Genomic DNA, 19,643 nt, shown 5'->3' with positions numbered 1-19,643 from the left:
CTTATGGCGTACCGTGAGTTGGCAAGCAAAGGGCTTATTCGCGCTTGAGGGGAGATAGAAAAGGGCCGTCCGATACCGGACAGCCCTTTTCTGTAAGGATGAATCTTCCGCCTAGAAGGGGTTGAGCTTATCAAGGCCCTTCTTTTTCTTATGCTTGCTGGAAGACTCCGAACTGGAATCGTAGGCAGGCTTCTTGGTCTTTTTCTTTCCGGCTGTAGCACCTGTATTGACCTGGGCCGGAGGCGGTGGATTCTTGATGTCATTGACCTGAGCAGGAGCTTCAGCAGGCTTTTCGACCGGCGGCAGAGCCGCGTTAGCCGGAGCAGCAGGCTTGAGACCGAAATCGTCCGCCTTGGCCGGTGCAGCATTGCTGGGAGCACCTTCCGTACCTGCAGCCGGGGCTTCACCGGCGTTGCCCTCTTCCGCAGAAGTGGGAGCCTTGATGATGGTGGCTGTAATGCCGCTCTCGCCGGGAGCCATGGAATTAGGCGTTGCCGGACTCTCGGTACGAGGAGGAACGCTTCCGTTGCTGTTCGCTGCAGTGGCCTCGTCCGGTTTCCCGGTTAGAGGCTTGCCTGAAACAGCCTGCGTGAAGAGAGAAATCTTCTCCTGCGTAATCTGAGGAGCCAGCGTCCGCTTTGCATTGCTCAACGAGGGATCGCCCACACGCGCGGCTTCGATAGTCGAAGGACCATGCTTGACTAATCCCAAAACACGATCCGTCAGACGGACACCGACACGGCTACGTTCTTCGGCATCGTTCGCAGCAACCGCCTCTTGAGAGGGCTCGGGAATCGGCCGATTGAGAGCTACCAGACGATCTCTCGCTTCTTCCACATGTGGAGCCATCGGATAGCGGGTGATCACCTTGGTATAAGCAGCTGCAGCACGATCGGTATAGGTGGAAATCAGCTCCTTTTTTGCCGCAGGAGAGATATTCAATGCCTGCATCTGGCGGGCAGTTGCTTCGTACGCATCGCCTAAGGTCAACAGAACTTGATCGCTGTGGCTGAAAAGAGGGTAGCTGTCCTCCACGGTCTGGAGGCGGGCAATACTGGCGTCCCAGTTTTCATGGGTCGCGTAGAAAGCGCCGATCTGGAATTCCCGCTCGGCCATGACTTCCTGCACTTCGCGAAGTTTTTGCTTCGCCCTTGGAACCAAGGTCGATTCAGGAAACATCTGAACCATTTCCCGGTATTCCTGCTCGGCATGGACGGCATTGGTGTAGTCGCGGTCGGGCTTTTCCATCTGCATGTAGTAGATGTCAGCCACCTTCATCTTCGCCTCGGCGGCCTCGGGAGCCGTCGGGAAGAAGGTAATGAAGTCCTTGTACTCGGCTTCCGCCTGAGTCAAGGCCGCTGTTCCACCTTCTTTGAACCAGGTGTCGCCCATTGAAAGCTTGGCACGCATCTGGTATTCGGAATCCGGATAGGTGTTTAGCAACGTCTGCAGCTCAAGACGAGCCACATCGAACTTGCCCTTCTTCAAGGCCTTCATGGCCTTGTCGTATAGATCCTTATCCGGCTGCTTGGAAGCGACATCGGCCAGAGGATTTGAGCTCAGATCCCGGTTCTTCTTATGTTTTTCCTTCGCGACCGCCGACGGGGTGAGCATTGCCACCACCATTCCGGCTACCAGCAGTTGGTTCAGGAAGCGATTCATTTACACCTCAACTCGTGGACAGACCGTACAGCAAAAATACAGAGCTGTCTGCCACAACTCCATATTTTCCTTCAAAACCTGTTGTCAGGACACCTTCGCTGGACGAAGATCTTCCGCCGCAGCCGACCGGGCCAAATTCAGCAAAATCCGTGCGTTCTCCTCTGCCTTGCCGTTTCCGAATACAGCATTTCCGGCAACTAAAAGGTCCGCACCTGCTTCGACGACCTGAGCCACGGTATCGTGAGCCACCCCGCCGTCAACTTCAATCCTAAATCCCAATCCCATTTCCTGGCGAAGTTGCTTTAAACGGCGAATCTTATCCAGAGAAAAAGGTATGAATTTTTGCCCACCGAAGCCCGGATTCACACTCATGATCAGGACATGGTGCACCATCGGAAGTATATCTAGGAGGAGATCAACCCGGGTAGCGGGGTTCAAGACCACCGCCGGGCGCATTCCGTGCTCTGCGATTAAATCCAGAGTCCGATGCAAGTGACGGCAAGCTTCGTAGTGAACGCTAACCCAATTTGCCCCGGCATCCGCAAAAGATGGGATGTATTCGTCCGGATTTTCAATCATCAGGTGACAATCCAGCGGTAAACGGGTGACCTTCCGTAGCGACTTCACTACCGGTGGCCCCAACGTAATATTGGGCACGAAATGCCCATCCATCACGTCTACATGGATTACAGTTCCACCGCCGCGTTCCGCAGCGGCAACTTCCTCTGCCAAATGAGCAAAATCAGCCGACAGAATGGACGGCGCCAACTCAATCATTGAGCGTCCCCTTGAGGGTTCAGTGTAACAGTTTGTAGACTCAGCCCCTTAGCTCCTGCCAGGAATACTCGTGAGACTCCCCGCAGAATCGCCTTTCGAGGCCATCCGGACTCCTGATCGTAAAAAAACAGCTCCCCGACCCGCTTCTTCTCAGGACGGTAGTACCACCTTGAGAGCAAACATAGCTCCGCAGCCAATTCCTCAGCCCCAGCCCGCTGCCGACGCTGAGCTTCCAGGGCCTGTAAAGCCTCCGATAGCCTCTCGTTCAAGGCATCTTTGGAAACCAGCACAGGCTTTGTTCCCTTTTCTGATTCCTCAATCAATGGAATCGGTTCTAGGGAAACAGGTTGCGCAAAGAGCGATGAAGAACCAGATAATTCATTGGCATGTCTCATTCCCTGGGTCGGGAACAAAACCGGCCCATACAGGAGCCCTTGATCCACCAGGAACAGGGCAACGGAATCTGCCTCCGCAGCAGGTTGAAGAATCAAAACTTTCAGTTGGTTCAGAGCCCGCACGATCTCGCTCGCCTGCCCTCGAACTGCCTCCACTTTTTTGATTCGGGAATGGATGGCTGCAGCTTCTTCAAACTCCAGTGCCGCTGAAGCGGCATCTCTTTCAGCTGAAAGTTTTGCTGTCAGACTTTCCCCTCGGCTGGCAAGGAAGTCTCGAACGGCTATCGCTTCCTCTGCATAACGCTCATTGCTGCAGCTCATTTTGCAGGGTTCCAGACAGCGCTTCATCTCACCATAGGGGCATCCGGGATGGCTCGGACTAGGCTCCAGATCCTCAACGCAACGCCGCAGCAAGAAGAGATTCAACATCTCCTCGGAGTACCGCTCAGCCGCCGCACGCGACGGAAATGGACCATATAACCAGGCCGATGCACCTTTGGTGATATTGGTCGTAATTGCGATGCGGGGAAAGGGATTTTTCGCAGTGAATCGCAGAAAGGCCGGTGCACGGAGATGCATTCGCTCGTTTGCCAGCTCGCCGAAAACGCTCCGCTCCACCTGGTACAGCTTCAGCTGCGATTCGAACTCCGAACCGGTCACCGACCATTCGATACGTGCAATTCGGGAAGCAAGCTCCAACCGGCGCGAATGCCCGGGCTTGACCGAAAGAAAGCGTGCAAGCCTTCTCCTCAGGTTGGGAGTTTTTCCCAGATACGGCTGAGCCTTTGGATCGGAGCCAAAGAGGGCAAATACAGCTGCCTTTTCCGGAAGAGCAGCCAGGGCTGCCAGCCGCTCTTCAATAGAGAATGGAATCGACTCTGCCAGAAGCATGCTGTACGGTTTACTCGCCTGCTATCGTCATTCCGTCAATGCGCAAGGTCGGAGAAGCAATGGAACTCCGAAATACCAGATCATTTCCAATTGCAGAAATATTCCGGAACATCTCCTTCAAATTCCCGGCAATCGTAATCTCCTGAACCGGATAGGCTAATTCGCCATTTTCGATCCAGAGTCCGGAGGCTCCACGCGAATAGTCACCGGTCACCATATTGACGCCGAAGCCCATCAATTCCGTGACATAGAGGCCGCTCTTGATATCTTTCAGAATCGCTTCAGGAGTCAAAGTTCCGGGTTCGAGATACAGGTTTCCCGCTCCAATACCGGGATTTCCTGCCAAACCACGGGAAGCATTCCCTGTCGACTGCATCCCCAGCTTACGGGCGGTATAGGTATTGAGCAGATAATTGCGCAATACTCCTTTTTCCAAGACCACGGTTCTGCGAGAAGACAAGCCCTCGCCATCGAAGGGAGATGTCCCAAATCCACCTACTATCGTGCTGTCATCGACAACAGTAACGGCAGAGTTTGCCACGTCTTCACCCAACAATCCGGCGAAGAACGAAGCCCCTCGATAGATGGCATCTCCGTTAGCGGCTTCGAAGATATTGCCAATCAGGCCTCTGGCCATCTCAGGAGAAAAGACCACGGGAACCTTCTGCGTTGAAACCCGGCGCGCATTCAGACGCCGCAGAGTCCGGCGGGCTGCTTCCCTGCCAATATCCTCGGGCGATTCCAGCTTGCTCATGGTACGAGCGCTGGAATACCAATAATCGCGCTGCATCTCGCCATTCTCGGATTCCGCAATGGGCGCAGCCGAGATCCCACAGTAGGAAGTACGGTACTCCCCAACAAAACCACGAGAGTTAGCCAGAACCTTGTATCCGGTAGCAGCATCGAAGCTGCCTCCATCACTGTTACGGATTCGGCTATCGACATCCATGGCGGCCTTTTCACAGCGCCGCGCATAATCGATACGCTCTTCCGTTGGAAGGGAATAGACATCTTCGTGGTAGAGCTTGAGATCGCCATCCAGAGAACCGAAGGCCGAGTTCTCCGGCAGTCCTGCAAAAGGATCTTCCGAAGTCACCCGTGCCAGAGCAAGGGCGCCGTTAACCAGGCGGTCAATCGCTTCCGGAGTTAAGTCGCTGGAGCTAGTCGAAGCAGCCCGCTGTCCGGCAAAAACGCGAAGCCCAATCCCCCTTGAACCGGATTCCTTTAAGGTCTCAACCTCGCCCAGGCGAACCTGTGTTGAGAATTCGTCTCCCTCACGGATCACAACCTCGGCATCCGTTGCTCCGGCACGCATAGCCCGAGCTACAACGTCGGCCGCTAATTGTTTCAGATCCGTTGCTGTCTCTGTCGCTTGCATTTCCGAACTCCTCACTCTCTTTCAGTCCAAAGACAGCTAATTTCCGGTACCGCCGACTGTCATCCGATCAAGCTTGATGGTTGGCATCCCAACGCCGACAGGAACACTCTGTCCATCTTTGCCGCAGGTCCCGATCCCTTCGTCGAGGGCCAGATCGTTTCCAACCATCGAGACATACTTCAAAGCTTCAGGACCACTGCCGATCAGAGTGGCATCACGCACCGGAGCCGTTACTTTTCCATCCTCGATCAGATAAGCCTCCGACGCGGAAAACACGAACTTGCCATTGGTGATATCCACCTGCCCACCGCCAAAGTTCACCGCGTAGAGACCACGCTTTACGCTACGAATAATGTCCTCAGGAGCATCTTCGCCCGAAAGCATGTAGGTATTCGTCATACGCGGCATGGGAATATGCTGATAACTTTCGCGGCGACCGCTGCCGGTGCTGGCCGTCCCCATCAAGCGGGCGCTTAACTTGTCCGTCAAATAGCCTTTCAGGATGCCGTTCTCGATTAGCACGGTTTCCTGGGTAGCAGAACCTTCGTCATCGACATTCAAAGAGCCACGGCGTTGGCGAAGAGTCCCATTGTCCACGACCGTTACTTTGCTGCTCGCAACCTGCTGACCGATCAGACCGGCAAAGGCCGAGGTCTTCTTGCGGTTAAAATCCGCTTCCAGCCCATGACCGACGGCTTCATGCAGCAGAACTCCTGGCCAGCCTGGCCCGAGAACAACCTGCATCTCTCCTGCTGGGGCCGCAATTGCGCTCAACTGCAAGATGGCCTGCCGTGCTGCTTCGGTGGCAAAACGTTCCGGGCTCTTCTCACCGTCGAACATCTCGATACCGAAGCGTCCACCGCCTCCAGAAGAACCGCGAGAGCTCTTATCTTCGTCTTTTGCAATGACAAAGACATTCAGGCGAGAAAGCGGCTGTGTGTCGCTTGCAATACTGCCGTCGCTGGCAACGACCAGAATCCGCTTCAGTTCCTCGCTAATTCCGGCTCGGACCTGAACAATCCGATTATCGAAGGAGCGGGCCGCACGGTCTGCCCTCTGCACCAGTTCCAGACGCTTGGCAAGATCCAGATCCATTTCAGCGGCAGGAATGGGGTAGAGATCGGCGGTTTTGGTTTCTGTGAATCCAGCAATCGGCTGCTTGGCAGGGCCGCTGGCAATCAGGGCCGCAGTCCGAGCTGCATGGAGCAGCCGCTCAGCCGCCAAGTTGTCGGTGTAGGCATACCCGGTACGTTCCCCACTGACCACGCGAATACCGCAACCGGAGCTGATCCCCTGGCTTGCAGATTTGACCAATTGCTCGTCGAGGCCAATCGACGTAGCTGCAACTGATTCAAAATACAGATCGGCATAGTCGCCACCGGCAGAAAGCGCCTCACCGAGGCAGCGTTCCAGAAGCCTTTCAGTAATCCCAAACTTCTCAAAGAAGAACCGCTTGTGGCTGATTGTCTGGTTTGTCTCTTGGTTGCTCATCGCTACCTCCATACTACGGTGTTTCCTGATTTTGGTGTCTGCCGGTATCCACTCACTGCCCTATTTGCAGTTCGGATACGGTCTTACCTGAGCGGGGAAAATCCACAGGACGGTAGTGGTGATTTCCACGCTACTATCCGAGTCATGAAGAAGTACATCGCGCTTGCCGTTATCTTGATGTGTGCTAGCTCAGCCTTTGCGGCCAAGCATCACCATCGTCACCATCATCACCGCCATGCTCATCCTGTTGCAGCACAAGGTCCGACTCAGTAGTTCCCGGTAGTTTCCAGGCGGCGGCATCGCTATTGCCTTGCGGGGCCGCCCCCTCACTGCGTCCTTACAAGCTTCAGGGAAGAACCACTCCTCAATATCTAGACCGTCATGCTACCGTTGCAGCATGACGACCGCCAACCTAGCCGATTCCTTGCGCTACCCGGTGGGTGAATTCCAACCGCCCGCTAGCTTCTCGCCCGAGACCCGCCGCGCTGCAATCGAAGTAATTCGTCAATTGCCCTCTGCCTTGATGGAAGCCACCTCCGGCCTCTCCCAAAAACAGCTTGAAATGCCTTATCGGGATGGAGGATGGACGCTGCGCCAAGTGGTGCATCACGTGGCCGATAGCCATATGAATGCCTATGTCCGCGTTCGTCTGGCACTAACGGAAGACTGGCCCACCATTAAGCCCTATGCCGAAGATCTCTGGGCAAAGCTTCCCGATGCCCACACTCTTCCCGTAGATGTCTCACTGGGTCTGCTCGATGCATTACATACCCGCTGGGTGACCTTGCTCGAGTCTCTTACCGATGCCGAGTGGGAAAGAGGCTACAATCACCCGGCCCTGGGCCGCCAAACTCTTGAGCAGGTTGTATCTCTTTACGCGTGGCATTCCCGCCATCACACCGCCCATATTACTTGCCTTCGCGAGCGCATGGGCTGGTAAGCAACATACCTGCCAACCGGACGGCAAAAGCCGCCTGAAGCTCGAAGAGAACAAAGAACATCCAAGAGGGGGAGGACTGCCTCCGCCCCCTATGCTTCGCATACTTGCGCTTCTTTCGTTCCTACTCGCCGCCGTCGCCTCCGGTGCGCAGACCACTGTTCTAACGCATCTTTCGCTTATCGACGGCACCGGTGCGCCGGTACGTAAGGACATCGCTCTCGTTCTACAGGGCGACCGCGTCACGGCCATCCAAACCGGAAGCCCGACACATGTAGCCCAGAATGCTCACATCGTCGATATGACAGGGAAAACTGTGATCCCCGGACTGATCAATGCTCACGGCCATTTAGCTCTGGTTGCTGGAACAAAGAATTCGGCGGATACCTATACCAGGGAAAATGTTCTGACCGAGCTGCGCCAATATGAGCGCTATGGGGTTACGACGATGCTTTCGCTGGGCCTCAATCGCGACCTGCTCTACCCCCTTCGCACAGAGCAGCGCGCCGGAAAGATTGAGGGGGCTTCGGTCTTTACAGCAGACCGGGGAATTGGCGTTCCCGATGGAGCACCGCCTCTTCCGCACGAGTCGGATCAGCTCTATCAGCCAGCTACTCAGGAAGAAGCCCGCGCCGATGTGCGCGAAGCAGCAGGCCGTCATCCCGACTTCCTGAAGATCTGGGTAGATAGCCTCTACGGAACCCATCCCAAGATGAAGCCTGAGGTAATCCGCGCAATCATCGATGAGGCGCATCTGCACCATATTCCCGTAGCAGCACATGTCTATGCCCTTGCGGACGCTAAGTTTCTAGTTCAGGCTGGGGTCGATGTTCTTGCTCACAGCATTCGAGATACGACGGTTGATCCTGAGTTGATCCAGGAGATGAAGAGAAAAGGTGTCTATTACCTGCCCACCTTCACGGTAGACGAATCGTTTTTTGTCTTTGCCGATCATCCGGAGTACTTGCACGACCGCTTTTTGCAGCAGGCCACTTCTTCCAGCGTCATCGATATGCTTTCAAGCGATGCCTATCAGAAGAAAGTAGCTGCAGATCCGCTTACGGTCCAACACCGGCGGGACTTTGCCACTGCTCAACAAAACCTTCGCTTACTTGCCAAAGGAGGAGTCAAAATCGGCTTCGGCACAGACTCCGGCGCCATGCCTACTCGTATTCCCGGATATGCGGAACACCGTGAACTGGAGTTGATGGTTGCAGCAGGGCTCACACCTTTGGAGGCGATCCACAGCGCTACAGAAGTGAATGCGGAATTGTTAGGTATCTCCAAAGACGATGGAGTGATCGCTCCGGGGAAGCTAGCGGATTTCCTTGTGCTGGATGCAAGTCCGGTAGATGACATCCGCAATACCCGGAGACTTGCTGCTGTATATCACCACGGGGAGAAGATTCAACCCGTTCAGGCTTGAGGAACATTAAGCTTCAACTGTGAGTTTGTGAAAAGGATCAAGAAGGGGAAATAAGCACAGGCTCGAGGGAAGCTTGAATATTCGCGATTCTGTGATGTAACTGGGACAAACCTGTAGCAGAGCAAAGTAGTTTAGTCGGCCTGGAGGGCCGATGGCTAAACATTAGCCCAGTCTGTCAGGACTGGGGAGGAGATACGAAACGATTCCCGAGCGCTGGAAGCGCGACACTCACAAATCAGGTGGAACCTACAGTCTGCAATTGATCTCGACAAATTCGAGATCAGGTATCGCGCCGCTGGCGCTCGGATATGTTGTCGTCTGCCGCCCCAGTCCTACCGGACTGGGCTGACATTTAGTACCGGCCCTTTGGGCCTATTCCTTCTTCTGTTTACTGATACGGACAGTTACTACGATTCCTTAACCTTTACCACCAGACACTGATAAGTCGTGCCTTCGGGAATGATCAGCTGATGCGGAGTCCCCGCAGGAATATTCACAACGGTTCCCGGAGTCAACGTCTGACTCTTGCCGTTCTTGATCTCTGTTCCCTTGATTTCGCCTTCGGAAGTTTCCTTCGAATTAACGACGTCGCCGCCAGTAATCAGCGTTGCCGTACCGGAAACGACATGAAAGATGTCGGTGTAGTGCTTATGAATTTCAGCACCGCCACTTTTAGTACGAACGGAAAGCTGGATGTTATGGCTACCATAGCTACCCAGTGTGCCACCACCGCTACCGGTCTTTGCAGCTTTTTCCGAGGCTGCGGAAAGCTGCTTGGAGACCTCTTCTCCCGGCACTACATCCGCAGATGTCGAGGTTTGGGCCACAACGAACCCGCAGGATACAAGCGAGAAGGCAAGAACTAGAACTGACTTCATTAAGTTCTCCTTTAGAAAATCACGATTAGTGAAAACCTAGGGAAGAGCACGGCGTTAGCCGTGACACCCCAAACAGAAACCTTGCAGCTTTAGTCTTTGAGGGATGGTGTCTTTTCGCAAAGGGCAGAAATATCGCACCATATTCCCTCAAGACTGAAGCGCCTATCTCTTTCCAGAAGTGCTGCCGGCAGGAACCTGTTTCAGCAGCCATTCTGCTAATTCTTTTGCGCCCGCATAGTTGTCGTACTCCATCGGCAACTTACGGCCATCGACATATTCGTTGTATATCCAGGGATCGACAACTGCGAAGACAGTTCCCTTGCCATATTTCGCAACAGCTACCAGCACATCTTTATCTGCAATGACCGGCTTTGCGGAACCAGAAGGAGTAATAGTGCTGATCTCCTTCATGTAGAAGTTATGCTGTCCCGGGAAAATGGGATTTCCCGGAGCGACGGGTACACGCCCCATCTCGTACTTATGTCCTTCTACCTGATTTCGCAGCACAGGGTTGAAATGGATACCGAAGGTTTCCGAGAGTTTATTGAAATGCTCAAACTCTGAGTTCGTTACATCGTTCTCCATCATCACCAAGACGCCACCATTACGGACCCACTCCGCAACCGCCTTCACATCCTCAGTCGCCATGTAGTTCGGATGAGGATTCTTCACCGGGATATCCGGGGAAACGATGATATAGACCTGAGCCTGTTTCAAATTACTTAGCCGAGGAGCCTCAGCCAGCGTGGCTATCTTGGCACCATAGCTTTCAAAGGTCTTTCCCCAGAAGGAGAAACCGCTATTTGCCAAATCCGTCCACTTATAGTGAAACAACACATCCTGCCCTGTAGGATCGGGATGCTTTTGGCTGTTGAACCAGGCATCGAGCAGGACAGTAGTTCCCTTGCCGAGAGCAGCTGTCGGAGCCTTCTCCATCTCGTCGGCAGCCATCAGGAATGGTCCAATCCCCTTGGGATCATTGGATACAATCGGCTCGGAGATGTAGTACTGATAGCTGCCATCACGGTATGGAGTGCCGCCCAGTCCTGCAGAGCGTACCGTTCCCGTCAAAGTCAACCGTCCGTCTGCATCGGTCTGGATAAAGCGCTGCAGAATTCCGTTGTATCCCTTCCTGGCCGCATCGCTAAAGGTGGCAGGCAGATATCCTTTACGGACACCTTTCTGCAGAGCATAGACAAACATGCAGGAAGCCGAAGACTCCAGGTAATTCCCCTTCTCTTGAGGCTTATCCATTACCTGATACCACAAGCCGGTTTTCGGATCTTGCACCTGAACAAGAGCCGTTGCCAGACGGTTCAGAATGGCAATCATCTTTGCCCGTCCCGGATGATCCTCCGGTAAATAGTCCAGAGTGTCGACAATGGCCATGGCATACCAGCCATCTGCCCGCGCCCAAAAATGCTTGGAGTGGCCAGTCTGTGGATCGATCCACTGCTGAGCCTTCGCTTCGTCCCAAGCGTGATACAGCAAACCGGTCTTGGGGTCACGCGTATGCTCCTCGATCAACGTGAACTGATGAACAATATCGTCGAAGGCCTCAGGATGATGGAAGGTAAGGGCATATTCCGCGTAGAAGGGCTCTGCCATGTATAGACCATCCAGCCACATCTGTTGCGGATACCGTTTCTTGTGCCAAAATCCGCCGGAAGGAGTCCGGGGCTGACTGTGCAGCTGCTGCCAGAGGAGGGTTGCAGCCTTATAGTACTTCGCATTCCCGGTTACACCATTCAGCAAGAGAAGCTGGCGCCCCATCGGAATGAGATCCAAGCTATAGTCTGGTTCCGAATAGGTCGAGATAGAGCCGTCCGGCTGAACATACTTATCAAGCGACCGCTGGATATAGCTGAAGTACTTACCATCGGCCGTCGAATACCAGATATCCGTAATTCCCTGTAGGAGCACACCCTCTTCATAGTTCCATTTCTGTGTCTGTCCTGGCTCAACCCACTGGCCATCGGACCAACGACGCAGGACACTGTCAGCCATTTTCTGCGTATAAGGAGGGGTTTGCGCTAAAAGGGAAAGCGAACCGGATACAGCCAAAGCAATCAAAAAAAGAATATGCCAACGTCTCATTCTGCAGACTCCACGCGTATTGTATGAGAAATAAAGCGGCCCAAAAACGCGACGATGCGTCATGCTACACGTTCAACTCCACAAAGGGAAAATCTGCACCGCATTATGGTGCGTGGCGTAGTATGAAACAACACTTCCTCCGCTACTTTCATGAGCTGTCTGGTTTTACGTCCCGGGACTCTGGCGGAGAGATAGCGAAGGAGAACGGCTGGATGTCTTGTCGTGTTTGCCCCTGGTGGCTCGGTTATTTCCTGCTCAGTCCATTGCGACGTTGGGAACTGGACCCTGAAGAACTATTGAAACCCTATCTAAGGGAAGGCATGACTGTTCTCGAACCCGGCCCCGGAATGGGTTTCTTTACGCTCGCGCTGGCTCGGATGGCGGGACAGACCGGACGGGTCGTCGCCGTCGATATCCAGCCGAAGATGCTGACTGCACTCAAACGGCGTGCAGCTAAAGCCGGATTGCTGGAACGTCTCGATATACGGCTTGCGCAAGAGAATTCGATGATGTTGAACGACCTCACAAATGCTGTCGACTTTGTCCTGGCATTTGCAATGGTCCATGAGATGCCATCGGCTGAAACGTTCTTTCGTGAAGTGGCCGCGGTGCTCAAGCCTGGAGGACAACTACTACTGGTCGAACCGGCAGGACACGTCAAGGACGAGAAATTTGCAGAAGAGCTGGCTGCCGCAAAATCCGCCGGACTCACAGTCGAAGGCATTCCCGTTATCCGAAAGAGTCATGCAGCACGCTTGAAAAGATGAAGGCAATGTCTCCCGCAGCCCGAGTATTTCAGGTTTCGATGTAGACCAAGAACCGGTATGGTGTGGCCATCCCTTCAAAGAAGGGCCACATTTCACGGCAACAGAGTACAGCCGTAGCATAGAGGGCATGCCACGGCTGTACTCGTACACAACCTTCCCACTGTAATCGCGAGAGAAGGGCACGTATGCAGTTCCTCGCAGGGACAGCCGGGGAATACCCATTTAAGGAGAAGCATGAAATCTAGAGGTTTCCTCTATTCCCTTTGCTCCCTCGTATTGCTGGGCTTGAGCCAGACCGCACCTCCTTCCTGCGCGCAAGAGAAGGCTCAGCCCAGTGAAGACTATGTCCGCTCTCATTACACGAAATACGAGTACCGCATTCCTATGCGGGATGGCGCCAAGCTGTTCACCTCCGTATATGTACCGAAGGACTCGTCGCAGGCTTGGCCTATCATGATGGATCGCACCCCCTACAGCGTGTCACCGTATGGGGAAGATCAGTACAAGAAACACCTCGGTCCCTCCGAGGAATTCGAGAAAGCCGGCTATATCTTCGTCTATCAGGATGTGCGCGGGCGCTACATGTCAGAGGGTCAGTTTGTTGAAATGCGTCCCCATATCGATGAGAAAAAGAGCCCCAAGGATGTGGACGACAGCTCCGATACCTACGACACGATTGAGTTTCTTCTGAAGCACGTTTCCAATAACAACGGCAAGGTTGGAATCTGGGGAATCTCCTATCCTGGCTTCTATACTTCGGCCAGCATCATCGACTCGCACCCGGCCATCAAGGCCGCTTCGCCACAAGCTCCCATGACAGACCTCTTTCTGGGAGATGACAGCTATCATGGCGGAGCCTTCATGCTGGCGGCGAATTTCGATTTCTATACTGAGTTCAAACCCTTTATCGAACCTTCCGAACCGAAGCATTCCCTTCCCTTCGATATGGGCACACCGGACGGATACAAGTTCTTCCTCCAGGCTGGTCCTACTGGAAATCTGACTAAGTACATAAAAGGACCACATTGGTTGTGGGATGACCAACTAGGCCACACCACCTATGACTCGTACTGGCAGTCGAGAGATCTATCTCGTCACATGAAGAACATTAAGTGCGCGGTCATGACGGTAGGCGGATGGTTTGACGCGGAGGATCTCTCCGGCCCGGTCCGTACCTATAACGCCATCGAAAAGGCAAATCCTGGGACACCTAATGCCATCGTTCTTGGCCCCTGGGTGCATGGAGGCTGGGCCCGGGGCGAAGGAAGTCATCTGGGAGATGTCACCTTCGACAGCAAGACAGGTGAGTTTTTCCGGACCAAGATCCAATTTCCCTTCTTCGAGTACTACCTGAGAGGGAAAGGTTCCGAGCTACCGGAAGCATATGTCTTCGAAACAGGCACAAATGTCTGGCGGACATTTAGCGCTTGGCCGCCAAAGCAAGTACAGGCAAAAACGCTCTACTTGCAACAGGGAGGAAAGCTCTCCTTCGAAAAACCGGCAGAAGCCGAAGGCATGGATGAATACGTAAGCGATCCGGCACATCCCGTCCCCTTTGTCGACTACACAACCGATACAGTTCCACAACGTTACATGGTCGATGACCAGCGCTTCGCCTCCCGGCGACCCGATGTTCTGGTTTACCAGACCGATCCACTACAGGAAGACGTCACGATTGCCGGCCCTATTTCGCCAAGGCTAAAGGTATCTTCTTCGGGTACAGATTCCGACTTTGTTGTGAAACTCATTGACGTTTACCCGGAGAACTATCCCGATCCTGAAGAGGAACATGCGGGGAAGCGGGTAGTCGATGCGCCACCCCTCCACATGGGTGGATATCAACAGCTTTTGCGCGGAGAACCCATGCGTGCAAAATTCCGCAATAGTTGGGAAAAGCCGGAGCCTCTGGTCTCAGGAAAAATGACAGAGATCGACTTCACCATGCCCGATCTCTTTCATACCTTCCGCCGTGGACATCGCATCATGGTTCAAATCCAAAGTTCCTGGTTTCCTCTAACAGATAGAAACCCGCAAACTTTTATCGATATTCCCCATGCCCGTCCGGAGGACTTCAAGAAGGCCACCGAACAGGTCTTTCGTAATCGCAATGCAGCTTCAGGTATAGAAGTCCTGGTATTACCGCAGCAATAAACCCACTGACCAAAGTGCGGTGGAAACGAAGAAGGAATTCCTGTGTTTCGTAAACAACTTATATGCACTCTTTTTCCGGCAGCGATCTTTTCTATCGCTGCCTTGTCTTTATCTGCCGAAGAAGGGATGTGGACCTTCGATAATCCTCCCATCAAGCAGTTACAAGGTCATTATGGATTTCAGCCCACACAGGAGTGGCTGGATCATGTCCGTCTCTCCAGTGTTCGCCTAAATGATGGCGGCTCAGGATCGTTTGTGAGCCCGAATGGACTCCTGCTCACCAATCACCATGTGGCTCGTGGACAACTGCAAAAGAACTCCACTCCGGAACATGACTATATTCACGATGGCTTTTACGCTGCGACTCCGGAACAGGAGATTAAGACACCCGATCTGGAAGTAAACATCCTGGTCTCGATGGAGAACGTCACAGACAAGATCCAAGCAGCAGTCAAAGATATTAAGGATCAGGGAAAAGCTTTACAGGCTCGGCAAGCTGCTATTGCAGCACTAGAGAAAGAAAGTACTGAGAAGACCAAGCTTCGCTCCGATGTCGTCTCTCTCTATCAAGGTGGCGAATATTGGCTATATCGTTATAAGAAGTACACGGACGTGCGTATTGTCTTCGCACCCGAGCAACAGATCGCCTTCTTTGGCGGTGATCCTGATAACTTCACCTTTCCGCGGTATGACCTGGATATGGCCATCTTCCGGGTATACGAAAATGGAAAGCCTCTAAATACCAGCAACTATCTCAAGTGGAGCACAAACGGCGCAGCCGATGGCGAACTGATCTTCATCTCCGGACATCCGGGTGCAACTTCACGCCAAGACACGATGGCGCAATTAACTACAGAGAGAGATGTTAGTGAACCACTGATCCTAAACTTGTATCAGAGCAGGATTGCTGCGCTGAAGCAGTATGCCGCCAAAGGCCCGGAGCAGGCACGGCAAGTTGCGTCGATGATCTTCAGTCTTGAAAACGGCCAAAAGGCCTATCGCGGGCGCTACGAAGCCCTCCAAGATAAACAGATCATCGCTAAGAAACAATCCGAAGAGGACGATTTCCGGAAACTGTTGCCAATCAATTAGTCGACGGCAGGCTGAGTTCGGTTCTGCATGGAATACCATTGCCAGCGCAGAACAGAAAGCACGACCGATGGTCAAGCTGCAACTCTTCCGCCGTCTCGATTCGCAACTTGCTACCTTGGCACTTCAACTTGTGCAGTACACAGCGGAAATCAAAAAACCGGATGGAGAGCGCCTGCCTCAGTTCCACCAAGCCGGATTGGAATCCTTGCGTTATCGACTTCTTTCTCCTGCTCCCATTTACCCCGAAGTCGAAAAAGCACGGATTACAGCCTCACTCACCCAAGCTCTGAAGCAGTTAGGTCCCAATGACGAATTCATCAAGATTGTCCTGGGAAATGCAATACCGGAAACTGTTGCCAATCAATTAGTCGACGGCAGCAAGCTTGCCGATCCTAAGGTGCGTCAGACTCTGCTCGATGGGGGAGAGGCGGCTATTGCAGCTTCGACAGATCCAATGGTGGTATTGGCCCGTAAGCTTGATCCGCTTGTCCGTTCACTAACCAAAGAATTCGACGAACAAATCAATAGTGTGGAAGTTGCTGCAGGAGAAAAGCTGGGCCGGGCTAGATTCCTAGTCTATGGGAAATCAACCTATCCCGACGCTACCTTCACTCTACGGCTCTCTTACGGGAGCGTGAAGGGATATCCGATGAATGGTACAGTTGCTCCATCCAAGACAACCTTCTACGGACTCTATGATCGAGCAGCCAGCTTCGATAACAAAACGCCCTTCGTTCTTCCTAAGCGCTATGTAGAAGGAAAGGATAAGCTCGATCTTTCTACTTCTTACGACTTTGTGAGCACAGGAGACATTATCGGAGGAAACTCCGGATCTCCTGTTATCAACAAAAACGCTGAGTTAGTAGGCTTGATCTTCGACGGAAATATCGAATCGCTGGCAGGAGATTTTGTCTACGAAGGTGAAAAGAACCGTGCCGTCGCTGTCCATAGCTCTGCCATGATCGAAGCGCTTCGGAAGCTCTATGGCGCAGATAAGCTTGCCGATGAGCTTCAGGGGAAATAACGAGCTACAAGCGCTGTTGCAAATGCCGTAACAGCCTTCCGCAGGGCATGTTTATACCTATGCGGAAATTGAGGAGGAAAGGGATAGTCAGAAGTTGTGGCTATCCCCTTCCTTAGAATTTCACCGGAGTAGCCCGGAAACCCCAAACAAAAGAAAAGCCCCGGCACCGAACTCCCGATCCCGTCTCACTTTTGCCAACTGCAGTTTATAAAGGCTTTCCCCGCTCTCCCTTGCATTCAAGGGTCGAAAAGATAAGTCCTATCCTATAAATCTATGCAGATGCGTTATCCTCTGCGATAGAGATGCATATTCCCAAGTTACCCTCCGGCGATCAGCGCCTGGTACAGATCCAAGATGCAGCACTGGCCGATGCGGCCAGGCGCGGCGGTTCATGGCTGGTGTGCAAACCCGGTTGCACACAATGCTGTCATGGCGTTTTTGCCATCCATCAGCTTGACGCTCTACGTCTCCAGACGGGCTGGATTGAGCTGTCCAAACAAGATCCCGAACGAGCCGCCAGGATTCAACAACGTGCGGCTGAATTCCTGTCTCAATACGGAAGTGAATTTCCTGGAGATCGTGAGACCGGCATCCTTGGAACCAGCGAAGAGGAACAGGAATGCTTTGAGGACTATGCCAATGAAGCGGCCTGCCCGGTACTCGATCCGCAAACCGGTCTTTGCGATTTGTACCAGTTTCGCCCCATGACCTGCCGCATCTTTGGCCCACCCGTCCGTTCCGAGCAGGACAATGGTTTGGGCATCTGCGAACTCTGCTTCGATGGCGCAAGCAGCGAAGAAGTTACCGCCTGCGAAATGCAAGTAGATCCGGAAGGACTGGAAAACCCTCTGATCGCTGAAGCTGAACAACTGACCGGCAAGTCAGGTTCAACAATCATCCCTTATTGCTTCCCTTCCCTTTCCGCAGCCGGAGAAACCCACTCATGACAACGGATCCGAACTTCATTCTTCTTCACGGACGTGGAGGACGACCAACCGGAAGTGTCCTGCAACTTGAAGAATGCCTGCGTCAACACTTTCCGTCTGCCTCCTACGAGAGGCCAGGACTGCCGCATGGAGACCCGGCGGTTCCCGCAGAAGAATCTCTGAACGAACTCGCCAAGCTGAGCATTCCGGACAACTCGATTCTCATCGGAGTTAGCCTTGGAGGTCTCATCGCCGCACGGCTACAAGAAACATCCCGGCCGGATTTACGCGTCTTCTGCATCAGCTCTCCGCTCTGGGCGGAAGGTGTGCGACTGCAAAGCAAGCCAGAGAATCGGATTGCCTTTTATTCCTCACTGGATGAGGTGATCGCCGGCCGGGTGGCAGAATGGCCGCAGTTTGCCGAAGCCTGGAACATTAGGTGGCTCAGTCATGACACAGATCGACATAAACAACGGCTAGCAACACTAGTTGCCGCTTCTCTAAGGGGAGAAGACCTGGAGTCCCTGCTAAGGACGCTTCAGTCCTGATATCCGCGTTTCATACACCCGCCGGAACGCGGCGGGTACGCAATGCCGTGACCGATAGGATGGCTATCATCGCCACCTGCAGCAGGACCGGAACGACCATTGCAATACGCAAAGAACCGGTATGCGAGGAAACAGCACCCGTTATCCAGGGGAAGATTGCTCCTGCCGTTCCACAGATGGCGAGAGAGATGCCCACATAGGTGGAGCGTAAGTTATTGGCCATCAGTAAAGAAATGCTCAAGGGGAAGATAGGTGCAGCTCCAAGACCCGCCAAAATAGCGGTTACTGCTAACGTACCAATGCTGTAGGTGAAGAGCAGGGAGGTTGCTCCCACAAAGCTCAATAACACCGCACCCCATAACAGCCGCTCTTCTTTCAGACGGAGCAAAATGATCGAGCTCAAGGCCCGGCCAACAAGAAAGGCTGTCCAGAAGAAGGAAGAAGCTGCCGCCGCACGAACCGGATCCGGAGCTACCGTACGACGCGCAAAGGTCGAAAGCCATCCCCCGAGCGTAGCCTCTACACCTGTCTCCAGAAAAAGCATGAGTGCAAAAACGATTGTGAACCATACACGATTGTTGTTGGCCTGCCCCCCATCGGGATTCTCTACATACTTCGGATCGGATCCATGGTCGCGAAGCGCGCCAGCCACCAATATCCATGCGGCCAGAGAGGCAAGGGCGATTACTCCAAAAACGGAGCGGAAGGAGTAATGGGAAACCAGGCGAGCAACTAGAAGCGGAGATAACGCAGCTCCCAGGCTCCAAAGAAAGTTGATCAACGAGAGGATGAAGCCTCGGCGCTCTGCATAGTTGCGACCAACAAAAAGACTGGTAGCCGTCATTGCCAGACCTAATCCGAGACCGTAGATCAGGCAAAACGCGACGATGCTCTTCGCCCCCGAAAAGCTCAGGGTGCACGCGCCCAAAGCCATGAGAGCAAATCCCGCAGCCAGAGAGCGGCTCATACTACCTCGTGCCAGCAATGCACCACAGGAGGAGCTGGAGAAAAGCGCCAGTAACAGCAAGCCGGACATGTTGTCCGACAGATGTAGTGCCGGAGCTAGCGAAGGCAGCAGCGGACCTAATACCGTATCGCCGATCCCCGTGATCGCGAATCCAAATAACAGCACAAGAATAGGAACGATATTCGTTTTTCTTTCGAGGAGCATTGGCATCATTTTCCTCTGAAAAGAAACACTTC

The 19,643-nt window shown here is 53.4% G+C and carries 16 protein-coding genes; 8 read left to right on the top strand and 8 right to left on the bottom strand.

Annotated features, from left to right (window positions below):
* Positions 1 to 111: 111 nt before the first annotated feature.
* The 5 genes from AC6I7T_RS18915 to tldD all read right to left on the bottom strand — a co-directional run bounded on the left by AC6I7T_RS18915 (position 112) and on the right by tldD (position 6,594).
* The gene (locus tag AC6I7T_RS18915; protein WP_497789037.1) at positions 112 to 1,662 is read right to left on the bottom strand and encodes an outer membrane protein assembly factor BamD; all 1,551 of its coding nucleotides are present in this window, start codon (positions 1,660 to 1,662) and stop codon (positions 112 to 114) included.
* Between the two features lie 84 nt (positions 1,663 to 1,746).
* Positions 1,747 to 2,439, bottom strand: coding sequence for a ribulose-phosphate 3-epimerase (gene rpe, locus AC6I7T_RS18910; protein ID WP_497789036.1), 693 nt, complete (start codon positions 2,437 to 2,439; stop codon positions 1,747 to 1,749).
* Positions 2,436 to 3,725: an excinuclease ABC subunit C gene (locus tag AC6I7T_RS18905; RefSeq protein WP_497789035.1), complete on the bottom strand. Its 1,290-nt coding sequence runs from the start codon at positions 3,723 to 3,725 to the stop codon at positions 2,436 to 2,438. The genes rpe and AC6I7T_RS18905 overlap by 4 nt, the downstream gene beginning before the upstream one ends.
* Before the next feature lie 10 nt (positions 3,726 to 3,735).
* Positions 3,736 to 5,103 carry a TldD/PmbA family protein gene (locus AC6I7T_RS18900; RefSeq protein ID WP_497789033.1) on the bottom strand — a complete coding sequence of 456 codons (1,368 nt, stop codon included), beginning with the start codon at positions 5,101 to 5,103 and terminating at the stop codon, positions 3,736 to 3,738.
* A gap of 36 nt (positions 5,104 to 5,139) precedes the next feature.
* Entirely contained in the window at positions 5,140 to 6,594 is a 1,455-nt protein-coding gene (gene tldD, locus AC6I7T_RS18895) for a metalloprotease TldD (protein ID WP_497789032.1), read from the bottom strand.
* A 397-nt stretch (positions 6,595 to 6,991) separates the two neighbouring features.
* Between tldD and AC6I7T_RS18890 the strand changes: the two genes are divergently transcribed.
* Positions 6,992 to 7,534, top strand: coding sequence for a YfiT family bacillithiol transferase (locus tag AC6I7T_RS18890; protein ID WP_497789030.1), 543 nt, complete (start codon positions 6,992 to 6,994; stop codon positions 7,532 to 7,534).
* A gap of 91 nt (positions 7,535 to 7,625) precedes the next feature.
* On the top strand, positions 7,626 to 8,957 hold the full coding sequence (locus tag AC6I7T_RS18885) for an amidohydrolase family protein (protein ID WP_497789028.1): 1,332 nt from the start codon (positions 7,626 to 7,628) through the stop codon (positions 8,955 to 8,957).
* Positions 8,958 to 9,364: 407 nt separating this feature from the next.
* Here the strand turns inward: AC6I7T_RS18885 and AC6I7T_RS18880 are convergent, their stop codons facing one another.
* Entirely contained in the window at positions 9,365 to 9,835 is a 471-nt protein-coding gene (locus AC6I7T_RS18880; RefSeq protein ID WP_497789026.1) for a cupin domain-containing protein, read from the bottom strand.
* Positions 9,836 to 9,997: 162 nt separating this feature from the next.
* The gene (locus AC6I7T_RS18875; RefSeq protein WP_497789024.1) at positions 9,998 to 11,932 is read right to left on the bottom strand and encodes a glycoside hydrolase family 88 protein; all 1,935 of its coding nucleotides are present in this window, start codon (positions 11,930 to 11,932) and stop codon (positions 9,998 to 10,000) included.
* Between the two features lie 212 nt (positions 11,933 to 12,144).
* On the opposite strand from AC6I7T_RS18875, the gene AC6I7T_RS18870 reads away from it, so the two are divergent.
* The 6 genes from AC6I7T_RS18870 to AC6I7T_RS18845 all read left to right on the top strand — a co-directional run bounded on the left by AC6I7T_RS18870 (position 12,145) and on the right by AC6I7T_RS18845 (position 18,440).
* Complete coding sequence (locus AC6I7T_RS18870; RefSeq protein ID WP_497789023.1) at positions 12,145 to 12,699, top strand: class I SAM-dependent methyltransferase; 555 nt, start codon at positions 12,145 to 12,147, stop codon at positions 12,697 to 12,699.
* Positions 12,700 to 12,933: 234 nt separating this feature from the next.
* Positions 12,934 to 14,850 (top strand): CocE/NonD family hydrolase, encoded by a 1,917-nt coding sequence (locus AC6I7T_RS18865; RefSeq protein ID WP_497789022.1) that lies wholly within the window; start codon positions 12,934 to 12,936, stop codon positions 14,848 to 14,850.
* Positions 14,851 to 14,892: 42 nt separating this feature from the next.
* The gene (locus AC6I7T_RS18860) at positions 14,893 to 15,942 is read left to right on the top strand and encodes a S46 family peptidase (RefSeq protein ID WP_497789020.1); all 1,050 of its coding nucleotides are present in this window, start codon (positions 14,893 to 14,895) and stop codon (positions 15,940 to 15,942) included.
* A complete protein-coding gene (locus tag AC6I7T_RS18855; RefSeq protein ID WP_497789019.1) occupies positions 15,827 to 16,966 on the top strand; it encodes a S46 family peptidase in 1,140 nt (379 codons plus the stop codon). The genes AC6I7T_RS18860 and AC6I7T_RS18855 overlap by 116 nt, the downstream gene beginning before the upstream one ends.
* 302 nt (positions 16,967 to 17,268) lie before the next feature.
* Positions 17,269 to 17,913, top strand: a complete 645-nt coding sequence (locus AC6I7T_RS18850) for a YkgJ family cysteine cluster protein (RefSeq protein ID WP_497789018.1) — start codon at positions 17,269 to 17,271, stop codon at positions 17,911 to 17,913.
* Positions 17,910 to 18,440, top strand: a complete 531-nt coding sequence (locus AC6I7T_RS18845; protein ID WP_497789017.1) for an alpha/beta hydrolase family protein — start codon at positions 17,910 to 17,912, stop codon at positions 18,438 to 18,440. The genes AC6I7T_RS18850 and AC6I7T_RS18845 overlap by 4 nt, the downstream gene beginning before the upstream one ends.
* A 10-nt stretch (positions 18,441 to 18,450) precedes the next feature.
* Here the strand turns inward: AC6I7T_RS18845 and AC6I7T_RS18840 are convergent, their stop codons facing one another.
* A complete protein-coding gene (locus tag AC6I7T_RS18840) occupies positions 18,451 to 19,611 on the bottom strand; it encodes an MFS transporter (protein WP_497789015.1) in 1,161 nt (386 codons plus the stop codon).
* Positions 19,612 to 19,643 lie beyond the last annotated feature (32 nt).

It is taken from the genome of Humiphilus diazotrophicus (assembly GCF_059726315.1).
The sequence above is the reverse complement of the archived record's forward strand: the minus strand, read 5'-3'. Positions and strand labels throughout refer to the sequence as shown.